Below are 13,473 nucleotides of genomic sequence, written 5' to 3'. Positions count from 1 at the left end.
CATGCGCCGAGCCGGCCCGGTCACGGAAACGACACAAGGCCGCCCCCAAATGAAGGGGACGACCTCATGACGATATGACGGAGCCTGTTAACGGGACTCGCTAGGGTCAGCGGGTCTCGCGGTGCGCGGTGTGCGAGTTGCAACGCGGGCAGTGCTTCTTCATCTCAAGACGGTCCGGGTCGTTACGCCGGTTCTTCTTGGTGATGTAGTTCCGCTCCTTGCACTCCACGCAGGCCAGCGTGATCTTCGGGCGGACGTCGGTGGCAGCCACGTGAGTGCTCCTTGACGGAAATTGGGACGGATGAACGCATACAAGAGTAGCCGACCGGGAGACCGACCCCGCAATCGGCTACTGTGTGTAGCGGCGACCGGACTTGAACCGGTGACACAGCGATTATGAGCCGCTTGCTCTACCGACTGAGCTACGCCGCTTTGATGTGATCCGCTCCCCACCCGAGGGTAGGGAACCTCTCTCACCAGAGCCCCAATGCGGAATCGAACCGCAGACCTTCTCCTTACCATGGAGACGCTCTACCGACTGAGCTATTGGGGCGAGCGATGAAGACATTACACGGTTGCCCGCCGATCGCCCAAATCCTTTGCGGGGACCGGGCTCCGAGGGGGTTCGGAAGCGATTCTTGATCCACCCTCCGACGGCTCCGGGCCAGGTTCTCGGGCGGATTGTGTGCGGGCTCACACCGGACGGCCGGTCAAGTGGCCTCCTCCATCCGCCGCGAGGCGGCAGCGCGCCCCTTCAGCGCCACCGCTTCTTCGACGGAACCCCGCGCAGCGCATCGGGGACCGGGGACAAGGACCGGGCAAGGGGCAGAGGCAGAGGCGCCCGTGGGGCACGCACAGCAGCGCTCGGGCGCGTTCGGGCGCGTTCGCGCGCGTGAGCACCACACCGCCGGTACGACTGCACCACACCGGTACGACTATTGCCCTCTTCCGTGAAGCGGGGTGCGCCGCGCCCTAGGCTCTGAGCACGCTGCGTGATCTTGGGCCGCGGGCCGCGGCCAGGGGCCCAGGAACCGCCCGAGCCCCCGCAGGAGCGCGATGTCCGACAGCCAGCCGCAGCAGCCGTCCCCCTCCCCGCGCAGCGGCCGCGGCGCGGGCGGCGGCCACGGACCCGCCCACGGCCCGTCCCACGGCCCGTCCGGGGGCCGCGGACCCAGCCCGTCCCAGGGCCACGGCCACGGCCACGGCGGCCACCACGGCCACCCTCGCGGCCCCGCCGAAGCGGCCGCTTCCGAAGCCACCACCCTGCTGCTCGCCGGGGCCCGCCTCACCGACGGCCGCACCGTCGACGTCCGCCTCAGCGGCGGCCGGATCCAGGCCGTCGGCACCGCGGGCAGCCTCCCCGCGCCCGCCCTCTCCCGGGTCGACCTCAGCGGCTACCTGCTGCTCCCCGCCCCCGCGGAGCCCCACGCCCACGGCGACACCGCCCTGACCGCGGACGGCGAGGGCCCCGTCTCGTACACCCCCGACGAGGTCCAGCGCCGGGCCACCGAGGCGGCCCTGCTCCAGCTCGGCCACGGCGCCACCGCCGTACGCTCACATGTCCGCATCGGCGACGTGCACGGCCTCGGCCCCCTGGAGGCCGTGCTCCAGGCCCGCCGCTCGCTGCGCGGGCTCACCGACCTCACCGCCGTGGCCGTACCCCGGCTGCTGACCGGGGCGGCGGGGGCGGACGGGTTCGCGATGCTGCGGGACGCGGTCAAGATGGGCGCCTCCGTGATCGGTGGCTGCCCCGACCTCGATCCCGACCCGACGGGCTTCCTCGAAGCCGTCCTGGAACTCGCCGGCGAGCACGGCTGCCCCGTGGATCTGCACACGGACGGTGACGACCCGGCCCGCCTCTCCCGGCTCGCGGCGATGGCCGGCGGGCTGCGCCCCGGGGTGACGATCGGCCCCTGCGGCGGCCTGTCCCGGCTTCCGCTGGACGTGGCGAGCCGCGCCGCCGACCAGCTGGCCGCCGCCGGCGTACGGGTGACCTGCCTGCCCCAAGGCGACTGCGCGGCCCTGGAACGGCGCGGCCTGCGCACCGCGCCCGTACGGCTGCTGCGGGCCTCCGGGGTGCGGGTGGCGGCCGGGAGCGGGGCGCTGCGGGACGCCGGGAACCCGGTCGGGCGCGGCGACCCGCTGGAGGCCGCGTACCTGCTGGCCTCGCAGGGCGGGCTGCGGGCAGGGGAGGCCTACGAGGCGGTCAGCGCCGCCGCCCGTGAGGCCATGGGCCTGCCGGAGGTGCGGGTGGAGGCCGGTTTCCCGGCGGAGCTCCTCGCCGTGCGCGGGGACCGGATCGCGGGCGTGCTCTCCCTCGCGTACAGCAGGATCGTGATCCACCGCGGGCGGGTGGTAGCCCGTACGAGTGCCGTCCGCGAGTACTGCGACTCCGCCGTCGCGGTGGCCCTGGACCTTCCCCGGCAGGGCCGTACGGAGCCCGGGCCCTGAAGGTTCGCCGGGCGTTCGCGGGCGTGGGCGCCCGGCTCGACGTACGGTCGGGTCATGCGCATCGTCATCGCGGGTGGACACGGTCAGATCGCGCTGCGGCTGGAGCGACTGCTCGCCGCACGCGGGTACGAGGTCGCGGGCATCATCCGCGACCCGGCTCAGGGCGACGACCTCAGGGAGGCGGGCGCCGAACCGGTGCTGTGCGATCTGGAGTCGGCCTCGGTGGAGCACGTGGCGGGGATCCTGCAGGGCGCGGACGCGGCGGTGTTCGCGGCCGGCGCGGGCCCCGGCAGCGGCGTCGACCGGAAGGACACCGTGGACCGCGGCGCGGCGGTGCTGTTCGCCGACGCGGCCGAACGGGCCCGTGTACGGCGCTTCCTGATGGTCTCTTCGATGGGCGCGGACGCGCGCCGCGAGGGCGACGAGGTCTTCGACGCCTACCTGCGGGCGAAGGGCGAGGCCGACGAGCACGTCCGCACCCGGCTGGGCCTGGAGTGGACGATCCTGCGGCCGGGCTCGCTGGTCGACGACGCCGGTACGGGCCTGGTCCACCTGGAGGCGCACGCGGGCGGCGGGGCGATCCCGCGCGACGACGTGGCGGCGGTCCTGGCCGAGCTGATCGACACCCCGGCGACGGCGGGACTGACCCTGGAAGTGGTCTCCGGATCGACCCCGGTGTCGGTGGCCGTCAAGGACATGGCGGGCAACTGACACACCGCCATGTCCATGTCCCGGTCAGATCGACGTCGAGGCGCCGGAAGCCGGGACGGCCCGGGTCCCCGCTCAGAACTCGGCGGTCACCTTGTCGTCGGACCGCCCGACCGAGTCCTGCTGGTACCGGTCCTCGTAGGCCTGCCGGATCCGCTCGATGCGCGAACTGCGCTCGCCGGCCTCCTTCTCGGGGTACAGCAGCACGACCTCGTACGAGGTCTCGCGGACGATCGCGCCGTTCTGCCCCCGCCACTGGCCGTACCCGTCCTGGACGGTCAGCCCCTCCGGGAAGGCGGGCGTGATCTCCCGGTCCAGGAACCGCATGAACTCCCGTTCCCTGATCGGGTCCCGGCCGTCCGGGCGGTCGGTGCCGAAGTACAGCCGGGTCTCCTGGTACGGCTCGCCCACGTCCGTGTGGAGCGCTGCCCCCACCAGAGCCGGAATCCCCGCGCCGAGCAGGGCGAGCAGTACTCCGCCCCCGACCTTCCCCCGCGTGTCAAATGTCCATTTCACCCCCGGTGAACGAACAGGAGCCTGCGACGATGCGGCCGATGAACGGCTCGGACGTCGAACGGGCGGCAGCCGGAACGCTGTCGGCCCTCGCCCCCCACACCGGCCGGGACTGGCAGGTCCCGGCGGGCTCACTCGACTGGTCCTGCTGGACGACGGCGGCGCACATCGCGCACGACCTCACGGCGTACGCCGCGCAGGTGGCCTCCCGTGCGCCCGCGGGCTACCTGCCGGTGGACCTGCGGGTCCGCCCGGGCACTCCCCCGGCCGAGGTGCTGGCGGTGGTGTCGGCGAGCGCCCGCCTGCTGAGTGCGGCGGTCTCGGCCGCCGCTCCCGGGGACCGGGCCTGGCACTGGGGACCCTGCGATCCGGCGGGCTTCGCGGCGATGGGCGTGGCGGAGCTCCTGCTCCACACGTACGACATCGCCCAGGGTCTCGCGCTGTCCTGGGAACCACCGCAGGAGCTCTCGGCCGCCGTGCTGGCCCGTCTCTTCCCGGACACCCCGCCGGGCCCGCCCGGCGAGGCCCTGCTCTGGTCTGCGGGCCGCCTCGCCCTCCCCGGCCGCCCCCGCCGCACCTCGTGGACCTGGCGGGCGGCACTCACGGAGTCTCCGGCCGCCGACGCCACCACGGATCGCCCGGCGGCGCGTACGGATCGGTGAGTGCCCCGGAGGCTCTCCTTACGGCCCGGTGCCGCCCGCGGGCGCATGCGAGAAGACCCCCGTTCAACTGCGCTTCCGCAGTTGAACGGGGGTCTCACATCGCGTGGCGGCGCCAGGGTTCGAACCTGGGTAGGCTGAGCCGGCAGATTTACAGTCTGCTCCCTTTGGCCACTCGGGCACACCGCCAAGAGACGTTGCCGTTTTTCCGCCTTGCGGCGGCGCTCCGTGGCAACGACGTAAACGATACCTGATGACCGGGGGTGCTTCACCACCGGATTGATCAGCGCCGCGGGTGGGTGCGGTGGCTAGGCTTTGCCGAACGGGCCGGGGATGTCCGGCCGCGCCCTCCGGGGTGATCGCAACCGACTTCAAGGAGCCACAGCACATGGCCGACTCCAGTTTCGACATCGTCTCGAAGGTCGAGCGGCCGGAGGTCGACAACGCCCTCAACCAGGCCGCCAAGGAGCTCTCGCAGCGCTACGACTTCAAGGGCACCGGCGCCACGATCGCCTGGTCCGGCGAGAAGATCCTGATGGAGGCGAACTCCGAGGAGCGCGTCAAGGCTGTTCTGGACGTCTTCGAGACCAAGCTGGTCAAGCGCGGGATCTCGCTCAAGGCACTGGACGCCGGCGAGCCGCAGCTGTCCGGCAAGGAGTACAAGATCTTCGCCACGATCGAGGAAGGCATCTCCCAGGAGAACGCCAAGAAGGTCGCGAAGATCATCCGGGATGAGGGCCCCAAGGGCGTCAAGGCGCAGGTCCAGGGCGAGGAGCTGCGGGTCAGCTCCAAGAGCCGTGACGACCTGCAGACCGTGCAGACGCTCCTCAAGGGCAAGGACCTGGACTTCGCGATCCAGTTCGTGAACTACCGCTGAGCCCTCGCTGACCCAGGTCCTCGCGACCTGCCTCCACGCCGGCCCGGCGGTCTTCACCGACCGCCGGGCCGCGGTGGTTCCCGGGGTCGCGGGGGTGTGTGCGGGGCGTGCGCGGCGCGTGCGCCTTCGCGGGCTCCAGTGGGCACTTGGCCGGGGTTGGTGCGCCCAGCACGCTGGGGGCATCCATCATCGTGTGACAGGGGGATTCCCGGATGCCTGGGGCCGGCACGTTTCGCGCAGACTTCGGGGCGTCGGTCGTGGTGGCGCTGGTGGCGCTGCCCCTCTGTGTGGGGGTGGCCGTCGCCTCCGGGGTGCCGGCCGAGCTGGGAATCGTCACCGGGGTGGTCGGCGGGCTGGTCACCGGGTGGTTCCGCGGGAGTTCGCTCCAGGTGAGCGGGCCCGCGGCGGGGCTCACCGTGCTCGTCTACGAGGCGGTGCGCGCGTACGGTCTGACCGCGCTCGGCGTGCTCGTGCTGGCCGCCGGCGTGATGCAGCTGGGCATGGGGGTGCTCCGGCTCGGGCGGTGGTTCCGGGCGATCTCCGTCGCCGTCGTGCTCGGGATGCTGGCCGGGATCGGCCTCGTCCTGATCGCCGGGCAGCTGTACGCCCTCGGCGGCGTGGAGACTCCGGGCGCGACCCTGGAGAAGCTGGGCGGGATACCCGCGCTCGCGGCGCGGGCCGACTGGGCCGCCGTGGCGCTCGGGGCCGGGACCGTAGCGCTCCTGGTGGCCTGGCGGCGCATACCGGCGAGGCTGCGGCTCGTGCCCGGGGCCCTGGTCGCGGTGGCGGCCGCCTCCGCCGTGGCCGCCCTGCTGCGGCTCCCCGTCCAGAAGGTGCGGGTGACGGGGGTACTGGAGGCCGTGTCCCCACCCGACTGGGGCGACTTCGGGGTGCTGGCCTCCCTGGGGGCCGCCGGGACGGTCGTCGCACTCGCCCTGATCGCCTCCGCCGAGACGCTGTTCAGCGCCGCCGCCGTGGACCGCATGCACGACGGGGCCCGGACCCACTACGACCGGGAGCTCGTGGCCCAGGGCTTCGGGAACACCGTGTGCGGGCTGCTCGGAGCGCTGCCGATGACCGCCGTGATCGTGCGCAGCGCCGCCAACGTGGAGGCCGGGGCCCGTACCCGGGCGGCCCGGGTGCTGCACGGCGGCTGGCTGCTCCTCTTCGCCGTGGCGTTCCCCCGGCTGCTGGAGATCGTGCCGCTCGCCGCGCTGGCCGGGGTGCTGCTGCACGCGGGCTGGAAGCTGCTTCCGTCCCGGGCGGTGGCCTCCCTGTGGCGGACGCACCGGGGCGAGGCGGTGGTGCTGGTGGCGACGGCCTGCGCGATCGTGCTCACCAACCTCTTCGAGGGCGTGCTGATCGGACTGGGCCTCGCCATCGCCAAGGCGGCCTGGGAAACCTCCCACGTGCACATCGAGGAGGTGTGGGAGGGCGAGGAACTGTGTGTCCGCGTGGTGGGGAACGCCAGCTTCCTGCGGCTGCCCAAGCTGCTCGACGCGCTGGACGCGCTGCCCCACGGGAAGCCGGTACGGCTCGATCTGGGCGGACTGCGCCATCTCGACCACGCCTGTCTGACGGCTCTCGAAAGCTGGGAGCGGAAGCGGACGCCGCTCCCCGGCCGGGAAGGGGTCATCTAGGCCTTCATCCGGCTCGGCTACCCTCCGCCCGTGGAACACGAGCTGAAACGCACCCTGGGGGTCTCCGACGCGGTCGTCGTCGGACTCGGCGCGATGGTCGGCGCCGGCATCTTCGCCGCTCTCGCCCCGGCCGCGCGCGCGGCGGGCGGCGCCCTCCTCGCGGCCCTCGCACTGGCGGCCCTCGTGGCCTACTGCAATGCGCACTCCTCGGCGCGGCTCGCCGCCCGGTACCCGGCCTCCGGCGGCACCTACGTCTACGGGCGCGAGCGGCTCGGGCCCTTCTGGGGGTTCCTGGCCGGCTGGGGATTCGTGATCGGCAAGACGGCCTCCTGTGCGGCGATGGCACTCACCGTCGGCGCATACGTCTGGCCCGGGCAGCAGCACGCCGTGGCCGTCGCGGCGGTGGTGGCGCTGACCGCCGCGAGCTACGGCGGCATGCAGAAGTCCGCGCGGCTCGCCCGGCTGATCGTGGCGGCGGTACTGGCGGTGCTGGCCGGGGTCGTTGTCGTCTGCCTGTCCTCCGGCGCGGCCGAACCCGGGCGGCTGGGAGGCGCGGACTGGGGCGTCCTCGGGCTGTTGCAGGGAGCCGGGCTGCTGTTCTTCGCCTTCGCGGGCTATGCCCGGATCACCACCCTGGGCGAGGAGGTGCGCGACCCGGAACGGACGATCCCGCGGGCGGTGCCGCTCGCGCTCGGGATCGCGCTTCTGGTGTACGCCGCCGTGGCGGTGGCGGCGCTGTCGGTGCTCGGCGCCAACGGGCTGGCGCAGTCGTCGGCCCCACTGGCCGACGCGGTTCGGGCCGCCGGCCGGCCCGAACTGTCCCCGGTCGTCCGGGTGGGCGCGGCGCTGGCCGCGCTGGGATCGCTGCTCGCCCTCGTCCTCGGGGTCTCGCGGACCACCCTGGCGATGGCCCGGGACGGCCACTTCCCCCGCGCGCTGGCCGCCGTACATCCCCGGCATCAGGTGCCGCACCATGCGGAGCTGGCAGTGGGTGCGGTCGTGGCGGTGCTCGCGGCCACCGCCGATCTGCGGGGGGCGATCGGTTTCTCGTCCTTCGGAGTGCTCGTCTACTACGCGATCGCGAACGCTTCCGCGTGGACGCTCGATTCACATGTCAAGGGCCGGGCCGTGGCAGCGGTCGGGCTGTCCGGCTGTGTGGTGCTGGTCTGCGCGCTGCCCTTCGCGTCGGCGGTCGCGGGGGCGGCGGTCCTGGCGCTGGGCGCGCTGTCGTACGGGGTCCGGCGGCGGATCAGATCCGGGATCTGAACTCGGTCCAGGGGGCCAGTTCCAGGTCTTCCTCCTCTCCGGAACCGGATTCCTCGCAGAACCAGGCGGTGCCGTCGAGCCAGCCGCGCAGCCAGTCGGCCAGGCTGGGGGTGTCGACGTACCAGGCGAGGTCGGGCTCCCCCGGATTCGGGTCGAACAGCAGGACTCGCGCCGTTTCGGAGCGGCAGTCCACGCACGCGTACACGGCGCATCCGAAGTCGGCTATCGGCAGCACGCCCTCGGGCCAGCGCCACCCGGATTCCCGCTGCCCTTGGTAGTCCCGCACGGCCTGAGCCAGCGACAGCAACCCGTGCTCCGGCCCGAAGCCGCCGTCTCCGACGCGGGCGTAGAGACCGGCGAGCAGTGGCGGCAGGGCGAAGCCGAGTATGTGCTCGGCGCGGATGAGATCCCCGGTGCCCAGGGCCGCCGGCAGGGGCTTTCCGTGCCCCTGGGCGGAGTTGCGCAGGCGGTCTGCGACTTGCTCCAGCAACTGCTCGGTCTCGTTCATGTGTTCATGGTGGAGGACCCCACTGACAATCGCCCTGACCTGCGCGAATCGGTCAAGCCAGGACGACGTCGACGTTCCGCTCGCACAGGACGCGCGCCGTCACCGAGCGGCGAACGGCGCGTCCGTCGGGACGATTTCGCGGCCCAGCGGGAGCAGGGAGAGCGGGACCATCTTGAAGTTGGCGATGCCGAAGGGGATGCCGATGATCGTGACGCAGAGCGCGATGCCGGTGACGATGTGGCTCAGGGCCAGCCACCAGCCCGCCAGGACCAGCCACAGGACGTTGCCGATGCAGGATGCCGCGCCCGCGTCGCGCCGTTCGACCGCGGTGTAGCCGAAGGGCCAGAGCGCGTAGATCGCGATGCGGAACGCGGCGATGCCGAAGGGGATGCCGATGATGGTGACGCAGAGGAGCACACCGGCGAGGCAGTAGCCGAGGAACAGCCAGATGCCGCTGAGTATGAGCCAGATGACATTCAGGATTGTCTTCACTGTCGGCGTCCTGCCATCTGTTCGAGCCGGGCGATGCGCTCGGCCATCGGAGGGTGAGTCGAGAACATTTTAGAAAGGCCTTCGCCCGGTCGGAATGGGTTGGCGATCATCATATGGCTCGCTGTCTCCAGTCGCGGTTCCGCGGGCAGCGGGAGCTGCTTGGTACCCGCGTCGAGCTTGCGCAGCGCACTCGCCAGGGCGAGCGGGTCCCCGGTGAGCTGGGCCCCGGACGCGTCGGCCTCGTACTCGCGCGAGCGGCTGATGGCGAGCTGGATCACGGACGCGGCCAGCGGGCCCAGGATCATGATCAGCAGCATGCCGAAGAGTCCCGGTCCCTCGTCGTCGTCCGAGCGGCCGACCGGTATCAGCCAGGCGAAGTTCACCAGGAACATGATCACCGAGGCGAGGGCGCCGGCGACCGACGAGATCAGGATGTCGCGGTTGTAGACGTGGCTCAGCTCGTGGCCGATGACTCCGCGCAGTTCGCGCTCGCTGAGGATGCGCAGGATGCCCTCGGTGCAGCAGACCGCCGCGTTGCGCGGGTTGCGGCCGGTGGCGAAGGCGTTGGGCGCCTCGGTCGGCGAGATGTAGAGCCGGGGCATGGGCTGGCGTGCGGACGTGGAGAGTTCGCGCACCATTCGGTAGAGGGCGGGGGCCTCGAACTCACTCACGGGGCGGGCGCGCATCGCGCGTAGAGCCAGCTTGTCGCTGTTCCAGTACGCGTACGCATTCGTCCCGAGGGCGATGACGACGGCGACGATCAGGCCGCCCCGCCCGAAGAGGCTTCCGATGACGATGATCAGTGCGGACAGCCCGCCGAGGAGTACGGCGGTCTTGAGCCCGTTGTGCCGGCGGTGCACGGTACGCCCTCCTAGTGGTGCGGCAGGGGAGCCCCGTCGAGGGATCTGAGGGTCTACGGTCCAGTGGACCCTTCCTTCCTGGTCAACGCGAGGTGAGGGCGTCGGGTTCCCAGGGCCCGGCAGGGCCGCCGCCCCCGGGTCCGGGGCGGTGGGGCGGCGGCGGGTGTTGGGCCGTACGGGTTACGGCGTGCGGGCCGGCCCGTCCGGACCCTCCTGCGGCGCACGGGTCGCCGCGTACGGGTCGCCGCGTACAGGTCGCCGCGTACAGGTCGCCGCGTACAGGACAGCGCGTACAGGACAGCGCCTACGGCTTACTGCGGGAAGAGGCTGCCCGCCGCGACGCGCAGGATCAGCTGCGGGGCGCCCGAGAGGACCAGCGAGACCACTGCGGTGAGCCCGATGGCGGCCGTGACCGGCCACGGGACCTTCGTACGGGCCACCACGCCCTCGGCGCCCTCCGGCGTACGGAAGAGCAGCGCCGTCCATCGCAGGTAGTAGTAGAGAGCGACGACGACGTTCACCGCCATGATCACGGCCAGCCAGCCCAGGCCCGCGTCGACCGCGGACCGGAAGACGATGACCTTGGCGAAGAGCCCGATGAGGCCCGGCGGCAGGCCGGCCAGGCAGAGCAGGAAGAAGGCCAGCGAGAGCGCGGCGAGCGGGCGCTCGGCGTAGAGGCCGCGGTAGTCGCTGATCCGGTGGAGCGGCTTCGTACGGGCGACCAGCGCGGCGACGGCGAAGGCGCCCAGGTTCACGGCGGCGTACATGAGGGCGTAGGCGAGGGTGGAGCCGATCTGGTCGCGCTCGGAGTACGCGGCCGCCGCGATCGGGACCAGCAGGTAGCCGGCCTGGCCGACGGAGGACCAGGCGAGCAGCCGAACGGCGCTGTTGGGGCGGTCCGCGGACTGGCGCAGGGCGGCCGCGTTGCCCAGCGTCATGGTGAGCGCTGCGAGGACGGCGAGGGCCGGGCCCCAGACCGCGGAGTACGCGGGGAAGGCGATCACGGTGACGAGGATCAGGCCCGTGAAGCCGACGGCCTTGCCGATCACCGAGAGGTAGCCGGCGATGGGCAGGGGCGCGCCGACGTACGTGTCGGGGACCCAGAAGTGGAAGGGGACGGCCGCGGTCTTGAAGGCGAAGCCGACGAGGGTGAGGGCGACGCCGGCCATGGCGAGGGTGTCGAGCTGCCCGGGGACGTCGTCGAGACGCTCGGCGACCCGGGTGAGGTGCAGGGAGCCGGTGGCGGCGTAGACGAAGCTGACGCCGAGGAGGGAGACGGCGGTGGCGGTGACGGAGGAGAGGAAGAACTTGAGGGCGGCCTCGGAGGAGAGCCGGTCGCCGCGGCGCATGCCGACGAGGGCGAAGGCGGGCAGCGAGGCGACTTCGAGGGCGACGATCAGGGTGGCGAGGTCGCGGGAGGCGGGCAGCAGGGCCGCGCCGGCGGCGGAGGAGAGCAGCAGGAACCAGTACTCGCCGGCCGGCATGCGCGTCTCGCGGACGGCGGTGACCGACAGCAGGGCGGTGACCAGCGCGCCGGCCAGCACCAGGAACTGGACGACGAGCGTGAAGTGGTCGGCGGTGTAGCTGCAGGCGGTCGCGTCGCCGGTGAGGCAGAAGGTGCTGCGGTCGCCGGCGCGCAGTGGCAGCAGGGTGGCCGTCGCGACGGCCAGGCCGGCGACGGAGATCCAGCCGAGGAGCGGCTTGCGGCGCTCGGGTACGAAGAGGTCGGCGACCAGGACGCCCAGGGCGACGGCGGCGGTGATGGCCACGGGCGCGATGGCGAGCCAGTCGACGGACTGGACCAGGCTCGCGGCGGCCGGTTCGGCGGCGGCAGTGCTGCTCCCACTGCCGGTGCCGCTGCCAGTGCCGATGACCGTGCCGACGGCGGTGCCGATGGCGGACAGGACCGTCATGAGGTGCCTCCTGCGAGGAGCTTCTGGACGGCCGGATCGGTGAGGCCGAGGAGGGCTGCGGGCCACAGGCCGGCGAGAACGGTGAGGGCGGCGAGCGGGGTCCAGGCCGCGAACTCGTGGCGCTGGATGTCCGCGAGGGCGGCCGGGGCGGCGCTCTCGGCCTTCGGGTCGCCCATGCAGACGCGCCGGACGACGATCAGGAGGTAGGCGGCGGTGAGCAGGGTGCCGAACGCGCCGACCGCCATGTACGTGAGGAAGGCGGGGCGGGACAGGCCCTCCGCCGGGTCGAAGGCGCCGAACAGGGCCAGCATCTCGCCCCAGAAGCCGGCCAGTCCGGGCAGGCCGAGGGAGGCGACGGCGGCGAAGGCGAGGAGCGCGCCGAGGCGGGGGGCGCGGCCGTAGAGGGCGGCGCCGGTGGCCCCGGCGAGGGTGTCGAGGTCGGCGGTGCCGTAGCGGTCCTTGAGGGCGCCGACCAGGAAGAAGAGGAGGCCGGTGATCAGGCCGTGGGCGATGTTGGCGAAGAGCGCGCCGTTGACGCCGGTGGGGGTCATGGTCGCGATGCCGAGGAGTACGAAGCCCATGTGGCCGACGGAGGAGTACGCGATGAGGCGCTTGAGGTCGCCCTTGTTCCCCTTGCGGGCCAGCGCGAGGCAGGCGAGGGATCCGTAGACGATGCCGACGGCGGCGAAGGCGCCCAGGTAGGGGGCGAAGGTGTGCATGCCGTCGGGGGTGATGGGGATGAGAATGCGGACGAACCCGTACGTGCCCATCTTGAGCAGGACGCCGGCCAGCAGGACGGAGCCGACGGTGGGGGCGGCGGTGTGGGCGTCCGGCAGCCAGCTGTGCAGCGGCCACATCGGGGTCTTCACGGCGAGGCCGATACCGATGGCCAGAACGGCCAGGAGCTGGGTGGTACGGGTCAGTTCGCGGCCGTTGTCAGTGGCGAGTGCCACCATGTCGAAGGTGCCGCTGTTCAGTCCGATGAGCAGCAGACCGAGCAGCATGACGACGGAGCCGAGGAGCGTGAAGAGGATGAACTTCCAGGCGGCGGCCTGCCGCTGAGCACCGCCCCAGCGGGCGATGAGGAAGTACATCGGGATGAGGACCATCTCGAAGGCGAGGAAGAACAGCAGCAGGTCGAGGACGGCGAAGGTCGCGAGGGTGCCGGACTCGAGGACGAGCAGCAGCGCGACGAAGGCCTTCGGGGAGGGGCCGTCGGGCAGCTTGAAGTAGCTGTAGAGCGCGCAGAGGAAGAACAGCAGCGCGGTCATCAGGAGGAGGGGGAGCGAGATGCCGTCGACACCGAGGTGGATCCGGACGTTCAGCGCCTGGATCCAGCTGATGTCCGTCGTCGCCTGGAAGCGGGCGGGGGCGTCGTGGTCGAAGCCCAGGGTGAGGGCGATCGCCGCAGCCAGGATCACCCCCGTGACGGTCACGCCGTGGCGCAGCACGGCCTGTTCGGGGCTGCGGCCCTTGAGGCCGGGCGGGGCCGGCAGCAGGGCCACGACGGCGCCGAGGAGCGGTGCGGCCACGATGAACGCCAGAAGGAACTGCATCACGGACGGGCTGATATCAATCACGGCTGA

Annotated in this window: 13 protein-coding genes and 3 tRNA genes; 6 read left to right on the top strand and 10 right to left on the bottom strand. The window is 72.2% G+C overall.

The window, feature by feature from the left end:
• Positions 1 to 106: 106 nt before the first annotated feature.
• The 3 genes from rpmG to ABZX75_RS12775 form a co-directional block, all read right to left on the bottom strand.
• Complete coding sequence (gene rpmG / locus ABZX75_RS12785; RefSeq protein ID WP_006604855.1) at positions 107 to 271, bottom strand: 50S ribosomal protein L33; 165 nt, start codon at positions 269 to 271, stop codon at positions 107 to 109.
• Positions 272 to 359: 88 nt separating this feature from the next.
• Positions 360 to 432: transfer RNA gene (locus ABZX75_RS12780), tRNA-Met, on the bottom strand.
• Positions 433 to 480: 48 nt separating this feature from the next.
• Positions 481 to 553 (bottom strand) — tRNA-Thr (locus ABZX75_RS12775).
• A 503-nt stretch (positions 554 to 1,056) separates the two neighbouring features.
• On the opposite strand from ABZX75_RS12775, the gene ABZX75_RS12770 reads away from it, so the two are divergent.
• Positions 1,057 to 2,451, top strand: coding sequence for an amidohydrolase family protein (locus ABZX75_RS12770; protein ID WP_355410184.1), 1,395 nt, complete (start codon positions 1,057 to 1,059; stop codon positions 2,449 to 2,451).
• A 54-nt stretch (positions 2,452 to 2,505) separates the two neighbouring features.
• Positions 2,506 to 3,162, top strand: coding sequence for an SDR family oxidoreductase (locus ABZX75_RS12765; protein ID WP_355410183.1), 657 nt, complete (start codon positions 2,506 to 2,508; stop codon positions 3,160 to 3,162).
• 72 nt (positions 3,163 to 3,234) lie between these two features.
• On the opposite strand, the gene ABZX75_RS12760 is transcribed toward ABZX75_RS12765, so the two are convergent.
• A complete protein-coding gene (locus tag ABZX75_RS12760; protein WP_355410182.1) occupies positions 3,235 to 3,675 on the bottom strand; it encodes a DUF3574 domain-containing protein in 441 nt (146 codons plus the stop codon).
• A gap of 38 nt (positions 3,676 to 3,713) precedes the next feature.
• Between ABZX75_RS12760 and ABZX75_RS12755 the strand changes: the two genes are divergently transcribed.
• Entirely contained in the window at positions 3,714 to 4,334 is a 621-nt protein-coding gene (locus tag ABZX75_RS12755; protein ID WP_355410181.1) for a maleylpyruvate isomerase N-terminal domain-containing protein, read from the top strand.
• A gap of 104 nt (positions 4,335 to 4,438) precedes the next feature.
• On the opposite strand, the gene ABZX75_RS12750 is transcribed toward ABZX75_RS12755, so the two are convergent.
• Positions 4,439 to 4,520 (bottom strand) — tRNA-Tyr (locus tag ABZX75_RS12750).
• A gap of 199 nt (positions 4,521 to 4,719) precedes the next feature.
• On the opposite strand from ABZX75_RS12750, the gene ABZX75_RS12745 reads away from it, so the two are divergent.
• The 3 genes from ABZX75_RS12745 to ABZX75_RS12735 all read left to right on the top strand — a co-directional run bounded on the left by ABZX75_RS12745 (position 4,720) and on the right by ABZX75_RS12735 (position 8,114).
• The gene (locus ABZX75_RS12745; RefSeq protein WP_355410180.1) at positions 4,720 to 5,208 is read left to right on the top strand and encodes a YajQ family cyclic di-GMP-binding protein; all 489 of its coding nucleotides are present in this window, start codon (positions 4,720 to 4,722) and stop codon (positions 5,206 to 5,208) included.
• A gap of 212 nt (positions 5,209 to 5,420) precedes the next feature.
• Entirely contained in the window at positions 5,421 to 6,848 is a 1,428-nt protein-coding gene (locus ABZX75_RS12740; protein ID WP_355410179.1) for a SulP family inorganic anion transporter, read from the top strand.
• A gap of 30 nt (positions 6,849 to 6,878) precedes the next feature.
• Complete coding sequence (locus tag ABZX75_RS12735) at positions 6,879 to 8,114, top strand: APC family permease (protein ID WP_355410178.1); 1,236 nt, start codon at positions 6,879 to 6,881, stop codon at positions 8,112 to 8,114.
• Here the strand turns inward: ABZX75_RS12735 and ABZX75_RS12730 are convergent.
• The 5 genes from ABZX75_RS12730 to ABZX75_RS12710 form a co-directional block, all read right to left on the bottom strand.
• Entirely contained in the window at positions 8,098 to 8,622 is a 525-nt protein-coding gene (locus ABZX75_RS12730) for an SMI1/KNR4 family protein (protein ID WP_355410177.1), read from the bottom strand. The two genes, ABZX75_RS12735 and ABZX75_RS12730, sit on opposite strands and share 17 nt — an antisense overlap.
• Positions 8,623 to 8,721: 99 nt before the next feature.
• The gene (locus ABZX75_RS12725) at positions 8,722 to 9,114 is read right to left on the bottom strand and encodes a YccF domain-containing protein (protein WP_355410176.1); all 393 of its coding nucleotides are present in this window, start codon (positions 9,112 to 9,114) and stop codon (positions 8,722 to 8,724) included.
• A complete protein-coding gene (gene htpX / locus ABZX75_RS12720) occupies positions 9,111 to 9,974 on the bottom strand; it encodes a zinc metalloprotease HtpX (RefSeq protein WP_355410175.1) in 864 nt (287 codons plus the stop codon). The genes ABZX75_RS12725 and htpX overlap by 4 nt, the downstream gene beginning before the upstream one ends.
• Positions 9,975 to 10,285: 311 nt before the next feature.
• Positions 10,286 to 11,887, bottom strand: a complete 1,602-nt coding sequence (locus tag ABZX75_RS12715) for an NADH-quinone oxidoreductase subunit N (protein ID WP_355410174.1) — start codon at positions 11,885 to 11,887, stop codon at positions 10,286 to 10,288.
• Entirely contained in the window at positions 11,884 to 13,443 is a 1,560-nt protein-coding gene (locus ABZX75_RS12710) for an NADH-quinone oxidoreductase subunit M (protein WP_355410365.1), read from the bottom strand. Before ABZX75_RS12710 ends, ABZX75_RS12715 begins: the two co-directional genes overlap by 4 nt.
• Positions 13,444 to 13,473: the final 30 nt, after the last annotated feature.

It is taken from the genome of Streptomyces sp. NPDC003038 (genome assembly GCF_040611115.1).
Lineage (GTDB): Bacteria > Actinomycetota > Actinomycetes > Streptomycetales > Streptomycetaceae > Streptomyces.
Note: the sequence above shows the minus strand (reverse complement) of the source record. Positions and strands in the feature narration are given on the sequence as shown.